The organism is Bacillus piscicola, assembly GCF_022458745.1.
In the GTDB taxonomy this organism is placed as follows: domain Bacteria; phylum Bacillota; class Bacilli; order Bacillales; family Marinococcaceae; genus Alteribacillus_A; species Alteribacillus_A piscicola.
The window spans coordinates 36260-53633 of record NZ_JAJJJF010000012.1; the positions used below are offsets into that span (position 1 = coordinate 36260).

Sequence of the window (17374 nt, forward strand, 5' to 3'; positions counted from 1 at the left end):
GGGAAAGAGTGATAGAAATGACAACAGAAAGAATGTTCGACCCCATTGAAGAAGCAATTTATGACTTGATGCAAGGTAAAGTCGTTATTGTCGTTGATGATGAAGACAGAGAAAATGAAGGTGATTTTGTCGCCCTTGCGGATCAAGTGACACCAGAAACGGTTAATTTTATGATTACGCACGGACGCGGACTTGTATGTACTCCGATTTTGGAAGACAGAGCGCGTGAACTCGGTCTCGCGCCAATGGTCGAGAACAATACAGACCCACATGGAACAGCGTTTACAGTAAGTATTGACCACGAGTCAACTACAACTGGGATATCAGCAAGTGAGCGAGCTGGAACAATTAGAGCTCTGTTGGACCCTAAGACAACGAGTGCCAATTTCAAGCGGCCTGGCCATGTCTTCCCATTGGTTGCTAAAAACGGCGGAGTCCTTCGTCGTGCCGGACACACGGAAGCGGCGGTAGATTTGGCAAGACTTTCAGGTTCAGAAGCGGCCGGGGTTATTTGTGAAATTATTAAAGATAACGGGGAAATGGCACGTGTCCCGGATTTACGTCAAATTGCCGATGAACATGAGTTGAAATTGATCACCATTAAAGATTTGATTCAGTACCGCCATAAGAAAGACAAACTTGTCAAAAAAGAAGTTGAAATTAACCTTCCGACTGCTTTTGGTGATTTTAAAGCGTACGGTTATACGTCTGTCATTGACGATAAAGAAAATATTGCACTGGTGAAAGGTGAGATCAAGCCTGACGAACCGTTACTTGTCCGCGTTCATTCAGAGTGCTTAACCGGCGATGTGTTTGGATCCCACCGCTGTGACTGCGGTCCTCAGCTCCAAGCGGCGTTGCAGCAAATTGAAGAAGCAGGCTCCGGCGTTCTTTTATATATGAGACAAGAAGGCCGCGGTATTGGACTGATTAACAAATTAAAAGCATATGAACTGCAGGAACAAGGATATGACACAGTGGAAGCGAATGAGAAGCTTGGTTTCAAGCCTGATTTACGTGATTATGGAATCGGTGCCCAGATCCTGCGTGATTTAGGTGTTTCCGAAATGAAGCTGTTAACCAATAACCCTCGTAAAATTACAGGACTTAAAGGGTATGGCCTAGAAGTAGTAGAGCGTGTTCCACTGCAGCTTCCTTGTAACAAAGACAATGAAAAATATTTACGCACCAAACATTCCAAGCTGGGACATATGTTACATTTTTAATTAAAAAAGCCAACCATGCTATACTCTATGCAAATTGTTCGGATTTAAAAAGAGTCTTCAATGAAAAAGGAGTCGTTACAATGGCAAATGTATATGAAGGTCAATTAGTGGGAACAGGGCTTAAAATAGGAATAGTAGCTGGAAGATTTAATGATTTTATTACGTCCAAATTGCTTGAAGGGGCGGAGAATACCTTAAAGCGGCATGGTGTAGCAGATGAGGATATCGATATTACGTGGGTACCCGGCGCTTTTGAAATTCCCTATGCTGCGAAAATCATGGCGGAAACCGGACGTTACGATGCGATTATTACGTTGGGAGCCGTGATCAAAGGATCAACCCCTCACTTTGACTACGTCTGTGGGGAAGCGACTAAAGGAATCGGCGGGTTATCAATAGACAAAGGCCTTCCTGTTATTTTCGGTATACTTACAACGAATACGATCGAGCAAGCAATCGAAAGAGCGGGAACAAAAGCAGGCAACAAAGGAGCAGATGCTGCCATTACCGCGATTGAGATGGCAAACCTTGATAAAAAGTTCAAAAAAGGTTAAACTACTAGAAGTACTCAGGAGACATGGCGGAATTCCGTCATGTTTCGCTTTGCCAAAGAAAAGTTTTTAAGGCAAAGTGATAATTTGGGCGAAATATGGTAACCTCTTTGTATAGAATGGTCATAGACAGCAAAGTTTTTATCTATAGATAACCGATGATCGTTCGGCAGTCGTGTTTAAGCCGTTCGTCCAGCAGGGTGCCTTTCGTTTTCAAATTCTCTGATTAAGTAAGGATGGTTCGAATGTTTATTAAGTATAAACCTGCTTACAAGAAGATCGCGATGGGACTTCTCTCTTACATGCCTGAAAAGAAAGAGGTCAAAGAACTTCAAGACATGATCAACCTCTATGAAGAAGATGAAAACTGGAAGCTTTTTTTATGGAAAGAAAATGATGATATTATCGGTGTCCTGGGGCTTTGTTACAGAGAAGACGGGACGGCAGAATTAAAGCATATTTGTGTGAATCCTTCGTACCGTGAGGAAGGAATTGGAAGAAAGATGGTCTTGACCATTAAGGAACGTTTAGGCGTTGAATTGATTGGCTGCGAGGATACAGCTGATTTTCTCGGTTCTTGTAACCGTGCTGACAGAGAAGCTAATCATCAAAAAGCAAGCGAAGCAAGTGGATAATTGAAAAGCTGTCCCGGTGTGATCAGGCTGGGACAGCTTTTTTCGTCTGATATACGTGAGTTTAGAAGGGACCGAATAACAGTTTGTTTTTTTGAGAAAGCAGTTTTGTACAAACTGTACGATCTCGTAAGATGTGCCGGTGAATGATATACGGATCAGAAAGATCACTGTCGGAGAGCCACGTTACGTTTTCTTTTGCACATTCATCCTGGCATTTTGATTCAAGAGACGAATCGGTAAGTGGCAGATTTACGTCCGTGTAACGCTCTTTTTTACGTATGGCAGCTAAGCGCCGGTCAATACGTTTCAGCAATTCATCGGTGTCAATTGACAAGTCGCGAAGTTCAGAACGATGCTCTCGGATGCGTTGGCACGCACTTATGATTAACTTCTCGGCGCCTCGCCAGTTCTCTCTGCGGTGATGGTAAAGGGCCACAGCAAATTGAATGAGCCCGACCCATTTATCTTCCCTTCGCGCTTTATCCTCTTTTTTCCAGTACTCCTCTAATATTTCATGACATTCAAAAAAATCGCGGTACGCATGAAACTGAACTAAAAAACGAATATAAGCTTGCGGATACATATAGACCCCACTTCAAAAAAGGTAATTTCTTAAATTGTAACATACATCCTTACCAGACAGTGATTCTATGCAGATCTGTCTGAGGACGCTTCAAACGACAGTATTCGTTATGATATAATAGAGCGCGTTATGTCGTGTGGAAACATGAGGAAGGAGACGAAAATGGAGCGTTACAGTGTGAAAATTGACAGCTTTGAAGGTCCATTAGATCTGTTGCTTCATTTGATCCAACAAGCGGAAGTAGACATCTACAATATTCCCGTTTCTGATATTACGAATCACTACCTGGAGTATGTCCGTACGATGCAGGAACTTGAGCTCAATGTTGCAAGCGAATATTTAGTGATGGCGGCAACGTTGCTGGAAATTAAAAGTAAAATGCTTCTCCCGCAAACAGAGGAAAAAGAAGAGATGCTTTTGGAAGCAGAAGAAGACGATCCCCACGCTCATTTGATGACTAGATTAGTGGAATATAAAAAATATAAAGAAGCTGCTGCGTATTTACAGGAAAAGGAAAAGCAAGCAGCTCTCTATTACGCGAAGCATTCTACAGATGTTTGTTCAGGCGCAGAACAGCAAAACGAACCGAATTTATCTGAGGAAGTAAGTTTGTTTGACTTGCTCCAAGCATACCAGTCCTTGCAAAATCGACAGAGTCGTTCGGCTGTAAGAACGGTAACCACTATCGAAGCAGAGGAATTATCGATTGAGGAGAGGATGGATGACATTCTGTCGTCCCTCGAGAGTAACGGTACAGTCGAGTTTTCCGCATTATTCCCCGTTAAGCAACGCGCGTATCAAATCGTGACATTCCTTGCCATTTTAGAATTAATGAAAGATGGTAAAGTAACCTGTCTCCAATCAGAAAACTTTGGCGACATCACGGTAACCACAAGAGGAGGTAGGCCAAAAGGATGAAGGGAGAAGAAATACAGGCGATTTTGCTCGGTCTTTTGTATGTACGCGGTGATGAAGGAATCGAAGTAAAAGAAGCAGCGGATATACTTGAGACTTCTGAATCGGAGGCGGATGCACAATTAACCAATTGCCAAGCATATGTAGAAACACGTGTCCCTGGCTTACAAATACATAAAGCTGCGGACAAATACCGACTCGTTACGGATAAAACAATTGCTCCTTATTTGGCGAAGTTAACGGAAAGTCCTGTCCGTAGCAAACTTTCTCAAGCTGCTCTGGAAACGCTTGCGATCATCGCCTACAACCAGCCAATTGGGAGAGCAGAAATTGATGATATCCGTGGGGTGAAATCTGAAAAAGCGATTCAGACGCTCGCGAATAAGAAGTTGATTTCGGAAGCAGGACGGGCAGCGAGTATTGGTCGCCCCATTCTTTATCAGACCACGGTTCACTTTTTGGAAGCTTTTCACGTAACGTCATTGGAGGAGCTGCCGCCCTTAAGTGAAGATGCGACAGAGGAATCTGCTCTTGAAGCAGAGCAGTTCTTTCAGTCGCTGGAAGGGGAGACGTAGGTTGTCATGACCCCTGTAAACCAGACTTCGGCTTTTGGTCATACGTAAGAATGTATAAGGGGAAGGAGCCGTTCCACTCCGCGTATAACACTTGTTCGACAGCAGGAATCTTTTGTGAATGAATCTCTTCCATAATCTGCCCTTTCGTAATCCCGGCTTCTATCACATTGTCTTCCACCCACTCCCCGTCCAAAATAACGGCCAATGGCAAGTAAGGAGGAGGTGGAAGAGCACCCATCCAATCCTGGTTCGTCGGGGAGGCTGCCGCTGGAGTTTTCAACACATTCACTGTTCCATTTGCTTCTAATACAGCATAATACGCATCTTGTATAGAAAAAACATCCTTATCCCGAAGCAAGTGTTGCAGCTGGTTTAAGTCCAGTTTATTTTTTTTGAGCGCCTCATAGTCTATTTGCCCTTCTCTAATAACAACGGCCGGTCTGCCTTCTAAAAAGCTCCGGGAGCCTTGTTTTTTTTGGGATATTTTTTCAACAAATAAAATCAACAAAGCCCAAAGTATGACGGCATATAAGACGTAATGTAGTCCAATTTTTTTATCAAAAATAGCATTTCCAACTAATTCTCCTAAAATAAGTGCAGAAATAAAATCAAACGGAGTAATTTGGCTGATCTGCGTTTTACCAAGCAGTTTTGTTATTAATAACAAGGCAATAAAGCCAACAATTAATTCGACTGTTAAATAGATAAAGTTAACTTGCATTATCATCCCTCCACTGGTTTTATCTCTGGTACGACAAATCCCCTTTTTCTAAAACCCGGTCCACACCCACTGACTGCATACAAGCAGGTTATTTCCCTTCTTAGTATGAACACTCGACCTAAAATTACCCATTCACGTTCGTTTCTTTATGTGCTTTGTTTACATAAAAAAAGATTCTTATTTCCATACTAGGTGTAGACAGTAGCAGAATGATCCTAGGAAGGAAGGAAAGACATGCTGGTTACCATGAAGGTTTTTCCTCTAAGGCGTATCCTTTTTTGTTTTATGTTTCTATTCCTGTTAGTTAGCTGTCAAGCTGGAGACTATCCGAAAAAAACCGTCACCTTAAACGAAGAAACAGTACAAGCAGAAACTTTAATCCAAAATATCGACCCTGTTACTTCAGCGGTTGCTATTCATAATGAAAAAGAGTTATATGCAGCTGCGGAGGTGGAACATATGGCCAGGCTGCGTTTAGAATCCATTCGTAAAGAAGCCCACGAACGTTTAACTGATCAATGGCCCGAAAAAACGATCTTTTTTTCGACGGACAAAAAAGCGCTGTTAGAGTTGAGGAAATTAAACAATGACCTTGCTTTTAAAAGTGTTAGCAAAAAAGAAATAGATAAACGCTTAAGTAAAATTGAGGAATACATGAAGGGGTGACAGATGAAAATGAAACAGAAACCTCCGCTTACGGATGCACAGAGAACATACCAGAAATTCGCCGCTAAAGACGAGCCACAGTCGCCTGTTCTGCTAAATTGCTTGAAAGCTTTTCTAATTGGCGGTAGCATTTGTGCGTTTGGTCAGCTTGTGCAAGACTTTTTTGTCTATAACTTTGATTTCAATGAACAAACAGCGAGTAATCCGACAATCGCGGTTTTAATTTTCATAGCTGTCCTTCTTACCGGATTCGGCGTGTATGATAAGATCGCGCAATTTGCCGGGGCCGGTACTGCTGTTCCGGTTACTGGTTTTGCCAATGCGATGTCCAGTTCGGCGATTGAGCATCGGACGGAAGGGTTGGTTCAAGGTGTGGGTACTAACATGTTTAAACTGGCAGGACCAGTCATTGTTTTTGGGACAACAGCTGCTTTTGTTGTAGCCCTGATTAAAACGCTATGGGGGTATTGGGGGGGATAACATGCTGCAAGGCAGTCAATCATGGAATTTTATTAATCAACCCGTTATTTTGTCTACTGGTGTCGTAGGCGGTCCCTTTGAGGGAGAAGGGAGACTGGCGGACGACTTTGATCATGTATTTTCAGATATTTGGCTGTCCGAAACAACATTTGAAAAAGCCCAAACGCGTTTACTTGAAGAAGCATCCTACACAGCACTTGCAAAAGTAAATAAAAAACCTCAAGACATGCAGTTTATGTTTGCTGGTGATTTAATTAATCAGCTTACGTGCACAAGTTTTGCCTCCCGGACATTGGCTGTTCCGTATTTTGGAATTTTTGGCGCCTGTTCGACGTCAATGGAAGGGCTCGCTTTAGGCAGTTTTGTCGTAAACAATGGCGGGGCCGATTATGTGTTAACAGGAACAGCGAGTCATAACGCTGCAACAGAAAGACAATTTCGCTATCCGACAGAGTACGGAGCACAGAAGCCTCCTTCTTCCCAATGGACCGTTACGGGTTCCGGTGCAGCAATCGTCAGCAAATCAGGTTCCGGCCCAGTGGTGACTTCTGCAACCATTGGAAAAGTGGTCGATATGGGCTTAACCGATCCTTTTAATATGGGAGCTGCCATGGCACCGGCCGCGGCTGATACAATCGAAGCCCATTTTACTGACTTTGTGAGAGACCCCTCTTATTATGATTACATCGTGACAGGGGATCTTGGCAAAGTTGGTCTTCCTCTTATGGTAGAATTATTGCGCCAACGGGGAGTCATGGTAACAGAGGAGCAATGCATCGACTGTGGGAAGATTATTTACACCGATAATCAGCCCGTGAACGCCGGCGGAAGTGGTGCTGGCTGTTCTGCTGTCGTCGTATACGGGCATTTGCTGAACAAGATAAGAAACAATGAGATCAATCGCATCCTCGTCGTTGCAACTGGTGCTCTTCACAGCCCCCTTTCATGCCAGCAAAAAGAATCGATCCCGTGTATTGCACACGCTGTTTCTATTGAAACACAAGGAGTGGGGGCATTATGATGATGTATTTGTGGGCATTTATAGTAGGTGGGATTATCTGTGTTGCCGGGCAATTGTTGATGGATAAAGCAAAATTAACACCGGGACATACGACGACGATCCTTGTCATTACTGGTGCCGTATTAGACGGATTAGGATGGTATGAACCACTGATCGACTTTGCCGGGGCCGGGGCGACGGTGCCTATCACCAGTTTCGGTAATTCTCTTGTTCACGGGGCAATGGCTGAAGCAGAACAGCACGGGATTATTGGAGTCGTTACCGGTATATTCGAAGTGACCAGTGCCGGTATTTCGGCCGCGATCATTTTTTCGTTTTTTGCGGCGCTCTGCTTTAGACCGAAAGGATAAGGAACGGGACTGGTTCAAGACAGTCCTGTTCTTTTTTTGGACAACGGTGCGCATAATCAGCGGAAGACAACATACACTTTACCAAGAATGGACGAGTTATTAAGAAAGATTTTTTCGCTCCATGTGAAAAAACAGTAGCCAAAACGAAAAAAAGGGAAGCCGGGGTGCCTGATGAAAAAATATATTTTTTTAATACTTGTAAGCTTACTCCTAATAAGTGACGGGTCTCCTATATATGCAAATGCTCCTATAAGTGATATAGCTGTTTCGGGACGATCGGCTGTTTTAATGGAACAAGAGAGTGGACGGGTGTTAGTTGCGAAACAAGAACACGAGGAACGTAAAATAGCAAGTATTACTAAAATTATGACGGCAATTTTAGCTATTGAATCTGGAAAATTAACAGAAAAAGTAAAGGTCAGCTATGAAGCCACTGGCGTGGAAGGTTCCTCGTTATATTTAAAACCTAAGGAAAAAGTCACGCTGGAAGACTTAACATATGGGCTGATGTTGCGATCGGGAAACGATGCAGCGGTTGCCATCGCTGAGCATGTCGGCGGCAGTGTGGATGGTTTTGTTTACATGATGAATAAAAAGGCACAAGAAATTGGAATGAACGATTCTCAATTTACCAATCCGCACGGCCTTGATGATGGCGAGGAACATTATTCCACCGCCTACGATATGGCACTCCTGATGCAATACGCCATGAAAAATGAAAAGTTTCGAGAAATCAGTCAAACAGAACGTTACAAATCACCTCAAGAAGGCGAAAAATGGGACCGGGTGTGGAATAACAAAAATAAATTACTTACCTCTCTTTATGAGTATTGTACAGGAGGGAAAACCGGTTACACCAAGAAGGCAGGACGCACACTTGTGACGACGGCTGAAAAAGACGGGATGTCTCTCATCGCGGTTACACTTGATGCTCCTTCTGACTGGGATGATCACATTGCGATGTATGAAGCAGGCTTTGCTCGGTATTCACTCGTCCAGATGGCTACAGCGCAGGAAAAACTACCAGTAAAAGGGCTGCAAAAAGGAAAATTGTATACAGAAGAAGACGTGTATTATCCGGTCACAGAGAACGAAAAAAACAGTATACAGAAGAAGATTATTGTAAACAAAGATGCTTTGGATGCAAAAGTGCCGCGTACTGTTGCAGGCAAAATAGAATGGTATATAGATAATGAGCTTGTACAGAGTGCAGCACTAATCTATGAAAAACCGATAGAACGTGAAGATAATTTTTTTAAAAAGCTATTTCGTTTTTTTAGTTGAGTCTGGGGAGCGGAGGAGGGAATGCGATGGTCCATGTTATTTGGATCGCCATGTTTCTTATTGGAATTGTAACAGCGATGTTTAATGGGCGGATGGAGCAGGTGACGGATGCTTTGTTTTCGGGAGCGGAATCAGCTGTTACGCTTTGTTTCGGATTGATCAGTGTCATGGTGTTTTGGCTCGGAATGATGAATATTGCCCGGAGAAGCGGGATGCTGGATGCGTTCACCAGAATACTGCGTCCGGTTGCGGTCCGTCTGTTCCCGGAAGTGCCGCCGGAGCACCCGGCGATGGGCTATATTCTATCGAATATAACCGCAAACATGATGGGGCTTGGCAACGCCGCTACACCGATGGGGATTAAAGCGGTAAAAGAACTCAAACAGTTAAACGGAGGAAAAGATGAGGCAAGCCGCTCTATGGTAACGTTGATGGCGTTAAATACAGCCAGTTTAACGCTCATCCCAACGACGGTAATTGCGATCCGAATGAACCACGGGTCAGAGGCACCGGCAGAAATTGTGGGAACAACTATTCTGGCAACAGCTTGCTCAACGCTAGCTGCTATTTTCATAGATCGGTATTTTTATTACCGAAGTATGCGGAAAAGGAAAGGATATTGATGAGTTGGGTCAGCGCGGCGTCTATGTGGATTATCCCGATGATTTTGTTAGGCGTCCTCGTTCACGCCTCGATTAAAAAAGTACCGGCTTATGACAGCTTCGTTGAAGGAGGGAAGGATGGTTTCCAACTGGCTATCTCTTTAATTCCTTATTTAGTCGGTATGTTGACAGCGATCTCCGTGTTCCGGGCCTCGGGAGCGATGGAGCTGATGATCGCGGGACTCGAGCCACTGCTCGGACTTATCGGGATCCCCGCAGAGATTGTCCCGCTTGCCCTCATCCGGCCTTTATCAGGAAGCGGTGCGCTCGGTATGATGAGTGATCTTTTAGCCGAGCATGGTCCTGACTCTTTTATTGGAAGACTCGCCTCGACGATGCAGGGAAGCACAGATACCACCTTATATGTATTGACGATTTACTTCGGTGCCGCCGGGATACGGTATATGGGCGGTGCGCTAAAAGTAGGTTTGCTTGCTGACCTCGTCGGTATTGCGGCTGCCATCATTATCGTGACACTTGTTTTTGGATAATACTTGACTATCTGATCCGCCACCGGCCGGGTCTTTTTTTGTTTGTTCGTTATGGGTTGTGAAATCGGAAACAGATGGTTATGATGGAAAATGAGGTGAACACGATGGAGCAACGAGTACAAAAGGTGATCGCTAATGCTGGCGTCACATCGAGAAGGAAAGCAGAAGAACTGATGCAAGAAGGAAGAGTCAAAGTAAATGGCAAGGTTGTACGCGAATTAGGAACGAAGGTCAATCCTAATAAAGATACAGTTGAAGTCGACGGGGTGCCGCTTAATAAAGAAGAACCCGTCTATTACTTATTCTATAAACCGAGACAAGTTATTTCTGCCGTTCAGGATGATCGGGGACGCGCGGTTGTTACCGATTATTTTCAAGAAGTAGAACAACGGATATTCCCGGTTGGACGGCTCGATTACGATACGTCCGGACTCCTGTTGTTAACGAATGACGGTGACTTCGCTAACATGATGATGCATCCGAAGAACAAAATTAATAAGACGTATATCGCAAAAGTGAAAGGAAAGCCCTCAAAAGAGACGCTGCAAAAACTGCAGGCAGGGGTAGTCATTGAGGGAAAAAAAACAGCGAAGGCGAGGGCAAGGATAACGTCAGCCAATCGTAAAACGGACTCTTCCATCGTCGAGCTCGTCATTCATGAAGGACGAAACCAACAAGTACGTAAAATGTTCGAAGCGATCGGCCATCCGGTTATTAAACTTAAACGGGAAAAATATGGTTTCTTAACGTTAGGGAACATGCGTCCGGGCGAGAAACGGGTTCTCAAACCAATTGAAGTAAAAAGGATGAAGGACAGCGCTGTCACATAAGTGTCATGAGAATGCTCTTTTGATTGGTGTACTTCACGTTATAATGAGTTTGGAGAAGTATTTAATGGGACAGTGATATAGAGGTGTTCGTATGAATGAACTGAAATGTGAACAATGTGGCCATGTCAATCCTTACGGCACGCGTCTATGCCAGGCCTGTGGCAACCCCCTTGATGAAAAGGATAAAGAAGCTGCTGTCATTGACATGCGTTACGAGGGTGTCGCGCGAAGGTCGCAAACGTACAATAAGACCTTTGTTGACAAGATATGGAATTTTTTTTCGTCTGTAAAAGTCGGAATTTCGATTATCGTGTTGACGCTTATTGCCTCTGCATTAGGGACGATTTTTCCTCAGGAAATGTACATACCAAAAGTAGTCACGGCGGCACAGTATTACCAAGAGGAATACGGTGTTTTGGGACAGATTTATTACATGCTTGGTTTCCACAATTTATACGGATCCTGGTGGTATCTGGCATTGGTTGCTGCGTTGACGACATCGATTATTATTGCAAGTATTGATCGTTTCTTCCCGCTGTATAAGTCATTAAAGCATCAGCGAGTCAAGAAAAATGCGGCCTTTATGAAACGTCAGCGTTATGTGGGGAAAGAAGAAGTAGACAACGAGGATGCTGTGCTTGAGAAAGCTAAAGCTCTCCTCTTAAAACGCAGATACCGCGTACGAGAAGAGGAAGGGAACCTGCTGGCAGAGAAAGGTCGCTTCGCCAGGTGGGGACCTTATGTCAACCATATCGGACTGGTCCTGTTCTTTACCGGTGCGATGCTGCGTTTTTTTCCGGGTATGTATATTGATGATTCCGTATGGGTACGTGAAGGAGATACAGAAGTCATTCCCGGTACGAACGGCGAGTATTTTATTGAGAATGAAAAGTTTGTGATGGAATTATACGATGAAGAAGATGAAACGTTTGGAAAAGCAATTGAAAGAGCAGGCGGAATGGTTGTCCAGAATTTCCAAACGGATGCTGTTCTTTATAAGCGGAAAGACGATGGGACAGTGGGAACGGATCCAGAGCTTGAAAAAGTAAAAGAAGATGAAATCCGTGTCAACCACCCGTTGCGTTTTAATAATTTTAGGTTGTATCAGAGTGATTATAAATTAAATGAATTGAATACGATGACCTTCTCCTTGAGAAGTCGGGAGAGCGGGGAGGACATCGGCACGATGGAAATTGATTTATTTGATCCAGAGAGCGAATATGATCTCGGCGATGGTTACAAAGTGGTTGTGAATTCGTATTTTCCGAATTTCGAATTCAACGAGGACAATGAACCTTCTACGAAAAGCAGCATTCCAGATAATCCTGCCTTTATTTTTCAAATGATTACGCCGGAGCATCCAGACGAAGGCGAATACAGCTTTGTCGGGATCCGACGAAATGAAGATGTGTTTGGCACGAACGATTACGAGATGAAATTTGCCGGAGCTGAAATGAAAAATGTTACCGGGCTCACCGTTCGCAAAGACTTAACGCTGCCGTTTATTATCCTCGGCGCCTCTATCTTTATGATTGGGCTTATTCAAGGTTCCTATTGGTCGCACCGCCGGATCTGGCTGCAACGTATCAATGGACAAGTGTGGGTGGCGGCTCATACGAATAAACATTGGGAATCATTAAAGAAAGATCTAGGAGTACTATCCGCGGAAACGGGTTTGCAAGCACATGAAAATGAAGCACTCCTGTTAAACAAAAAAGGAAAGAACTAGGAAAGGAGTGGACATGAAAAATGGGTAGTATAAATGGAAGTTTATTATTAGTAGCTTTCTTTATGTACTTACTGGCAACGATTCTTTTTGCTGTTGCGGTTATGGGGCGGAAATGGCGTAACAAAGAAGGCGAAGTGACTGGGAGCCGCTGGGGCAAGATCGGATTTGCGGCTGCCATCATTGGTTTCTTATTCTCCGTAGGTTACTTTATTGCGAGATGGATCGAGGCCGGCCACGCACCGGTGAGCAACATGTTTGAATATACAACGTTCCTGGGCATCGCGCTTAGTTTTGCTTTTCTCATTTTATACGCGATTTATAAAACAGATGTCTTAGGTATGTTTACGATGCCGGTTGTCATGTTGATTATCGCCTATGCGTCCGTTTTCCCGACGGAAGTGGCGCCGTTAATCCCGGCACTCCAAAGCAATTGGCTGAAAATCCATGTGACGACAACGGCCCTTGGCCAAGGTATATTATCAATTGGTTTTGCGGCAGGGCTTATTTACCTCATACGCACACTTGATTTCACAAAACGCAGTGGTAAAGTATTTTGGCTGGAATTTATTATGTACAGTTTGATCAGCCTAGTAGGCTTTATCGTCGTTCGCTATCTGTTCAAACTGCTTGATTATGAAGCAGTCTTTCAGTACGTAGATAAAGAAGGGCAAGAAGGAGAAATGGTGTATCACCTGCCGGCTTTGCTTGGTCCTCACCAAGGAGAGCTTCTCACATCAGGTGCCATGGAACCGCTTTTGAATTTGCCTGCATGGATGCGGAGTGACGATGCAAATACCGTAATCTGGTCACTTGTTATGGGACTTGTACTTTACTTTATCATCCGTTTAATTGGGCGCAAACCGATTGGCGGTATGCTGCAGCCGGCTTTAAAAGGAATTAACCCCGATACCATTGATGAAGTCAGCTACCGGGCGATTGCCATTGGCTTTCCTGTGTTTACACTAGGCGGGCTCATCTTTGCCATGATCTGGGCACAAATCGCCTGGACGAGATTTTGGGGATGGGACCCGAAAGAAGTATGGGCGCTTGTCACCTTTCTCTTCTATGCTGCGTATTTGCACTTGCGGCTGTCTCGCGGGTGGCACGGCGAGCCGTCTGCATGGCTTTGTGTGATCGGGTTTGCTATCATTATGTTTAACCTCGTATTTGTAAACTTGGTCATTGCAGGCCTGCATTCATATGCCTAACAGAAAAAGAGCTGTTCCTGCGAGGGGACAGCTTATTTTCTATCGCACTCCGTTATGATGTGTAGTCTATTTTCTATGGGAGGTTGAAGAACTAGTATGAATACAGAAACGAAGATTTTAATTGTAGATGATGAAGAACGAATTCGACGTTTGTTGAAAATGTACCTGGAGAGGGAAGCATACGAAGTAGAGGAAGCAGAGAATGGGGAAGAAGCTCTTGATGCGGCACTAAACAAAGACTTTGACGTTATTTTACTGGATTTGATGATGCCGGGTATGGACGGAATTGAGGTGTGTGAAGAGCTGCGCAAAGTAAAGGCTACTCCTGTCATTATGCTGACGGCGAAAGGGGAGGAAGCAAACCGCGTTCAAGGTTTGGAAGCGGGAGCAGATGATTATATTGTGAAACCGTTCAGCCCGCGTGAAGTGGTGTTACGGGTGAAAGCGATATTAAGAAGAGCATCTTCTACGAGATTTCTGCAGACAGAAACGCAGACAAAGGAGCTATACGTCTTTCCTCATTTGACGATTGATAACGACGCTCACCGTGTCACAGTCGGGGAGGAAGTAATTAACCTGACACCTAAGGAATATGAGCTGCTCCTTTACTTAGCGCAGGCACCGGACAAAGTTTTTACGAGAGAGCAGCTGTTAAAGGATGTCTGGAACTATGATTTCTTCGGTGATTTACGAACCGTTGACACACACATTAAGCGCTTGCGTGAAAAGCTGAGCCGTGTGTCAACAGAGGCGGCAGAAATGATATCTACAGTGTGGGGTGTAGGATATAAATTTGAGGCAGTGAACGAGTAATGTTTTTATGGAGAAGTGTCGTTGGGAAACTGTCAGTGACGATTCTTTTATTGGTCACCGTCGTCCTGCTCTGTTTAACCTTTCTCCTCGTCCAGTTTTTTGAAAACTTTCATACGAATGAAGCAGAGGAACGTCTGACGAATCATGCGAATGTGATCGTGTCCGTTCTCGAAGAACATCAGGAATATACAACAGGGTTAAACACGGTTGAGAAAATTGCCGGTTCCTATAATACTAACGTTGTCATTTTTAAAGACGGGATGTATTGGGAATCTCCCTCGGTTACAGCTATGGAAGTACACCTTCCACTTTCTGTTTTTAAGAAAGATGAACGACTTTCGAAAGTGCGAACAGAGGGAGAGGAAGTCATCATGCACGGTGACTTTCCTTATGAAAGGCATGGAGAAGACGTTCATAATGAAATCTTTGTCGTCGGCATGCCTTTTAAAACGGCGAACGGTGAGGACGGATCGATTTACCTTTATCAATCGTTGGATGTAATTGAGGATACAACCCGCGAAACAAAGAAGTTTATTATATTGTCAGCGGGGATCGCTTTTATTTTAACGATGATTTTTGCTTTTTTCTTATCGACACGTATCACGGCGCCACTGCGGAATATGCGGCAGCTCGCCCTTGAGGTGGCAAAAGGAAACTTTGAGACAAGGCTTCCGATTGTGAGTCAAGATGAGATTGGGCAGCTCGGCATCGCTTTCAATAAAATGAGACGAGCGCTTAATCAGAATATTACCGCCCTCAATCAGGAGAAAGAGCAGCTAAGCCGGATCTTGACGAGTATGGCGGACGGTGTGATTACGATTGATCGAAAAGGGTCCATTGTTGTCACAAACCCGCCGGCAGAGCGGTTTCTTTCCATGTATCGTTTCGAAAACAATGTCGAGAGGATGGAAGGAGCGTACCAGCTGCCTAAAGAGCTGAAGAAATTGTTCCAGCAAGTGGTGGTGCTTGAAGAAGAACAAATGATGGAACTAGAAATCCAAGGCCGTATTTATGCTGTACTGATGACGCCGCTCTATGACGATGAGTTTGTCCGGGGTGTCGTTGCTGTTCTCCGCGATATGACAGAAGAACGGCAGCATGATAAACTGCGGAAAGATTTTATTGCCAATGTTTCTCATGAGCTGCGGACACCTATCGCGATGCTACAAGGGTACAGCGAGGCGATTATTGATGACATTGCAGAAAGCGAAGAAGAAAAGAAAGAACTTGCCAAAATCATTTATGACGAATCGATGCGGATGGGAAGACTGGTAAATGAACTGCTCGATCTGGCGCGCATGGAAGCTGGACATATTCAATTGAATAAGGAATGGATCGATATCCGAGCATTAAGTCAAAAGGTATATAAAAAATTCCAAGGACTTTCCAACGAAGCAGAGGTTACTTTCCACTTATACGAAAAGGGAGACTGGCACGATGTCTTTGTTGATCCGGATCGTATGGAACAGGTCATGACTAACTTAATACATAATGCTATTCGCCATACGGAAGCAAAAGGCTGGGTTAGTATGACCGTGGTGGCAAATGAGAATTCGATAGAGGTAGAAATAAAGGATAACGGCTCAGGAATTCCGGAAGAAGATCTTCCATACGTGTTTGAACGTTTTTACAAAGCAGATAAGGCACGAACAAGAGGGAAAAGTGGAACCGGGCTCGGGCTTGCCATTGCAAAGAATATCGTCGATGTGCACGACGGCGAGATTACCGTCCAAAGCAAGCTCCATGAGGGAACTACTTTCCATTTTACACTCCCATTTAAAAGAGAATCGTCCTAAATGTTGCGGCAACAGCTTCTATTAAGCTGGGTAGAGGGGGATACGCATGAAATCATGGTTTGAAGAACATTTCCAAGAGGACTATTTGCGCGTGTATGACCACCGTGATGAGGAAAAAGCGGCGGATGAACTGTCGCACCTTATGGAATACATGCCGCTTGAAAAAGGCATGAAGGTAGTGGACCTTTGCTGTGGAAACGGCCGCCATGCGCGTTGGCTTGCGCGCCGCGGCTTTTACGTAACGGGAGTGGATTTATCTCCTGCTTTATTAAAGAAGGGAATCGACCTAACGATGGGACTGCCTGTCCAGTATATGCGGGCAGATATACGGGACGTTCCGCTTCAAGAAGAGTACGACGGCGCGTTTAATTTGTTTACAAGCTTTGGTTATTTCACCGATGATGCGGAAAATGAACTTGTTTTTAAAAGGGCTGCGGAAGGGTTGAAAGCAAAAGGCTGGTTCTTGTTCGATTACTTAAACCCTAGTTACGTGAAGAATAATCTCGTCTCTCGGGACAACACGGTAAAGGATGGGTTAGAGATCACGCAAGAGCGGCAGATTTCCGGAGGCTATGTGTGTAAAAACATTACCATTCAAGAGGCCGGTTCAAAACGAGAGTATGTCGAGCGGGTGAAGTTGTATGAGCAAGAGGAGTTAGCCGGTATGCTGGAGAGAAATCATTTTACAATTGTTCATTCCTTTGGTAACTATGATGCCTCCCCTTATGAGAAGTCGACTTCTCCGCGGCAAATATTTTTATGTCAAAAAACGGTTTAAATCAAACCGGCTGTATAGACGCTACTAGTATCACAACTTTGTGATGTAGTGGCGTCATAC

20 protein-coding genes are annotated in these 17374 nt (G+C 44.3%); 18 read left to right on the top strand and 2 right to left on the bottom strand.

The window, feature by feature from the left end; translation table 11 throughout:
- The first annotated feature begins 32 nt into the window (after nt 1–32).
- From LOR49_RS14925 to LOR49_RS14935, 3 genes are all read left to right on the top strand, one after another.
- A complete protein-coding gene (locus tag LOR49_RS14925; protein WP_240377734.1) occupies nt 33–1226 on the top strand; it encodes a bifunctional 3,4-dihydroxy-2-butanone-4-phosphate synthase/GTP cyclohydrolase II in 1194 nt (397 codons plus the stop codon).
- An 80-nt stretch (nt 1227–1306) separates the two neighbouring features.
- Complete coding sequence (ribH, locus tag LOR49_RS14930) at nt 1307–1780, top strand: 6,7-dimethyl-8-ribityllumazine synthase (protein ID WP_240377670.1); 474 nt, start codon at nt 1307–1309, stop codon at nt 1778–1780.
- A 242-nt stretch (nt 1781–2022) separates the two neighbouring features.
- Entirely contained in the window at nt 2023–2412 is a 390-nt protein-coding gene (locus LOR49_RS14935; RefSeq protein ID WP_240377671.1) for a GNAT family N-acetyltransferase, read from the top strand.
- A gap of 61 nt (nt 2413–2473) precedes the next feature.
- Here the strand turns inward: LOR49_RS14935 and LOR49_RS14940 are convergent, their stop codons facing one another.
- Nucleotides 2474–2995 carry a DUF309 domain-containing protein gene (locus tag LOR49_RS14940; RefSeq protein ID WP_240377672.1) on the bottom strand — a complete coding sequence of 174 codons (522 nt, stop codon included), beginning with the start codon at nt 2993–2995 and terminating at the stop codon, nt 2474–2476.
- Between the two features lie 162 nt (nt 2996–3157).
- On the opposite strand from LOR49_RS14940, the gene LOR49_RS14945 reads away from it, so the two are divergent.
- Together LOR49_RS14945 and scpB are read left to right on the top strand one after the other, a co-directional pair.
- A complete protein-coding gene (locus LOR49_RS14945) occupies nt 3158–3913 on the top strand; it encodes a segregation and condensation protein A (RefSeq protein WP_240377673.1) in 756 nt (251 codons plus the stop codon).
- Nucleotides 3910–4485 (top strand): SMC-Scp complex subunit ScpB, encoded by a 576-nt coding sequence (scpB, locus tag LOR49_RS14950; protein WP_240377674.1) that lies wholly within the window; start codon nt 3910–3912, stop codon nt 4483–4485. The genes LOR49_RS14945 and scpB overlap by 4 nt, the downstream gene beginning before the upstream one ends.
- A gap of 4 nt (nt 4486–4489) precedes the next feature.
- Here the strand turns inward: scpB and LOR49_RS14955 are convergent, their stop codons facing one another.
- Entirely contained in the window at nt 4490–5206 is a 717-nt protein-coding gene (locus tag LOR49_RS14955) for a DUF421 domain-containing protein (protein ID WP_240377675.1), read from the bottom strand.
- Nucleotides 5207–5440: 234 nt separating this feature from the next.
- Between LOR49_RS14955 and LOR49_RS14960 the strand changes: the two genes are divergently transcribed.
- The 13 genes from LOR49_RS14960 (at nt 5441) to LOR49_RS15020 (ending at nt 17314) form a co-directional block, all read left to right on the top strand.
- Nucleotides 5441–5872 (top strand): hypothetical protein, encoded by a 432-nt coding sequence (locus tag LOR49_RS14960; protein ID WP_240377677.1) that lies wholly within the window; start codon nt 5441–5443, stop codon nt 5870–5872.
- A 3-nt stretch (nt 5873–5875) separates the two neighbouring features.
- Nucleotides 5876–6352: a stage V sporulation protein AC gene (gene spoVAC, locus LOR49_RS14965; RefSeq protein WP_240377679.1), complete on the top strand. Its 477-nt coding sequence runs from the start codon at nt 5876–5878 to the stop codon at nt 6350–6352.
- 1 nt (nt 6353) lies between these two features.
- Entirely contained in the window at nt 6354–7373 is a 1020-nt protein-coding gene (gene spoVAD, locus LOR49_RS14970) for a stage V sporulation protein AD (RefSeq protein ID WP_240377681.1), read from the top strand.
- Nucleotides 7373–7723: a stage V sporulation protein AE gene (gene spoVAE, locus LOR49_RS14975; RefSeq protein ID WP_240377736.1), complete on the top strand. Its 351-nt coding sequence runs from the start codon at nt 7373–7375 to the stop codon at nt 7721–7723. The genes spoVAD and spoVAE overlap by 1 nt, the downstream gene beginning before the upstream one ends.
- 171 nt (nt 7724–7894) lie before the next feature.
- Complete coding sequence (locus LOR49_RS14980) at nt 7895–9007, top strand: D-alanyl-D-alanine carboxypeptidase family protein (RefSeq protein WP_275899698.1); 1113 nt, start codon at nt 7895–7897, stop codon at nt 9005–9007.
- 26 nt (nt 9008–9033) lie between these two features.
- Nucleotides 9034–9630, top strand: coding sequence for a nucleoside recognition domain-containing protein (locus LOR49_RS14985; RefSeq protein WP_240377683.1), 597 nt, complete (start codon nt 9034–9036; stop codon nt 9628–9630).
- Nucleotides 9630–10160, top strand: a complete 531-nt coding sequence (locus tag LOR49_RS14990) for a spore maturation protein (protein ID WP_240377685.1) — start codon at nt 9630–9632, stop codon at nt 10158–10160. The genes LOR49_RS14985 and LOR49_RS14990 overlap by 1 nt, the downstream gene beginning before the upstream one ends.
- Before the next feature lie 104 nt (nt 10161–10264).
- Nucleotides 10265–10990 carry a pseudouridine synthase gene (locus LOR49_RS14995; protein WP_240377686.1) on the top strand — a complete coding sequence of 242 codons (726 nt, stop codon included), beginning with the start codon at nt 10265–10267 and terminating at the stop codon, nt 10988–10990.
- 91 nt (nt 10991–11081) lie between these two features.
- Nucleotides 11082–12719, top strand: a complete 1638-nt coding sequence (locus LOR49_RS15000; RefSeq protein ID WP_240377688.1) for a cytochrome c biogenesis ResB family protein — start codon at nt 11082–11084, stop codon at nt 12717–12719.
- Nucleotides 12720–12739: 20 nt separating this feature from the next.
- Entirely contained in the window at nt 12740–13927 is a 1188-nt protein-coding gene (gene ccsA, locus LOR49_RS15005; RefSeq protein WP_240377690.1) for a cytochrome c biogenesis protein CcsA, read from the top strand.
- Between the two features lie 96 nt (nt 13928–14023).
- Nucleotides 14024–14740 carry a response regulator transcription factor gene (locus LOR49_RS15010; RefSeq protein WP_240377692.1) on the top strand — a complete coding sequence of 239 codons (717 nt, stop codon included), beginning with the start codon at nt 14024–14026 and terminating at the stop codon, nt 14738–14740.
- Nucleotides 14740–16536: an ATP-binding protein gene (locus tag LOR49_RS15015; protein WP_240377693.1), complete on the top strand. Its 1797-nt coding sequence runs from the start codon at nt 14740–14742 to the stop codon at nt 16534–16536. The genes LOR49_RS15010 and LOR49_RS15015 overlap by 1 nt, the downstream gene beginning before the upstream one ends.
- 46 nt (nt 16537–16582) lie before the next feature.
- Nucleotides 16583–17314 (top strand): class I SAM-dependent methyltransferase, encoded by a 732-nt coding sequence (locus LOR49_RS15020; RefSeq protein WP_240377695.1) that lies wholly within the window; start codon nt 16583–16585, stop codon nt 17312–17314.
- The last annotated feature ends 60 nt before the right edge of the window (nt 17315–17374 follow it).

Excerpts from the sequence above, each read along its gene's own strand:
- LOR49_RS14925 (WP_240377734.1), top strand. The coding sequence starts at position 33 with ATGTTCGACCCCATTGAAGAAGCAATTTATGACTTGATGCAAGGTAAA.
- ribH (WP_240377670.1), top strand. The coding sequence starts at position 1,307 with ATGGCAAATGTATATGAAGGTCAATTAGTGGGAACAGGGCTTAAAATA.
- LOR49_RS14935 (WP_240377671.1), top strand. The coding sequence starts at position 2,023 with ATGTTTATTAAGTATAAACCTGCTTACAAGAAGATCGCGATGGGACTT.
- LOR49_RS14940 (WP_240377672.1), bottom strand. The coding sequence starts at position 2,995 with ATGTATCCGCAAGCTTATATTCGTTTTTTAGTTCAGTTTCATGCGTAC.
- LOR49_RS14945 (WP_240377673.1), top strand. The coding sequence starts at position 3,158 with ATGGAGCGTTACAGTGTGAAAATTGACAGCTTTGAAGGTCCATTAGAT.
- scpB (WP_240377674.1), top strand. The coding sequence starts at position 3,910 with ATGAAGGGAGAAGAAATACAGGCGATTTTGCTCGGTCTTTTGTATGTA.
- LOR49_RS14955 (WP_240377675.1), bottom strand. The coding sequence starts at position 5,206 with ATGCAAGTTAACTTTATCTATTTAACAGTCGAATTAATTGTTGGCTTT.
- LOR49_RS14960 (WP_240377677.1), top strand. The coding sequence starts at position 5,441 with ATGCTGGTTACCATGAAGGTTTTTCCTCTAAGGCGTATCCTTTTTTGT.
- spoVAC (WP_240377679.1), top strand. The coding sequence starts at position 5,876 with ATGAAAATGAAACAGAAACCTCCGCTTACGGATGCACAGAGAACATAC.
- spoVAD (WP_240377681.1), top strand. The coding sequence starts at position 6,354 with ATGCTGCAAGGCAGTCAATCATGGAATTTTATTAATCAACCCGTTATT.
- spoVAE (WP_240377736.1), top strand. The coding sequence starts at position 7,373 with ATGATGTATTTGTGGGCATTTATAGTAGGTGGGATTATCTGTGTTGCC.
- LOR49_RS14980 (WP_275899698.1), top strand. The coding sequence starts at position 7,895 with ATGAAAAAATATATTTTTTTAATACTTGTAAGCTTACTCCTAATAAGT.
- LOR49_RS14985 (WP_240377683.1), top strand. The coding sequence starts at position 9,034 with ATGGTCCATGTTATTTGGATCGCCATGTTTCTTATTGGAATTGTAACA.
- LOR49_RS14990 (WP_240377685.1), top strand. The coding sequence starts at position 9,630 with ATGAGTTGGGTCAGCGCGGCGTCTATGTGGATTATCCCGATGATTTTG.
- LOR49_RS14995 (WP_240377686.1), top strand. The coding sequence starts at position 10,265 with ATGGAGCAACGAGTACAAAAGGTGATCGCTAATGCTGGCGTCACATCG.
- LOR49_RS15000 (WP_240377688.1), top strand. The coding sequence starts at position 11,082 with ATGAATGAACTGAAATGTGAACAATGTGGCCATGTCAATCCTTACGGC.
- ccsA (WP_240377690.1), top strand. The coding sequence starts at position 12,740 with ATGGGTAGTATAAATGGAAGTTTATTATTAGTAGCTTTCTTTATGTAC.
- LOR49_RS15010 (WP_240377692.1), top strand. The coding sequence starts at position 14,024 with ATGAATACAGAAACGAAGATTTTAATTGTAGATGATGAAGAACGAATT.
- LOR49_RS15015 (WP_240377693.1), top strand. The coding sequence starts at position 14,740 with ATGTTTTTATGGAGAAGTGTCGTTGGGAAACTGTCAGTGACGATTCTT.
- LOR49_RS15020 (WP_240377695.1), top strand. The coding sequence starts at position 16,583 with ATGAAATCATGGTTTGAAGAACATTTCCAAGAGGACTATTTGCGCGTG.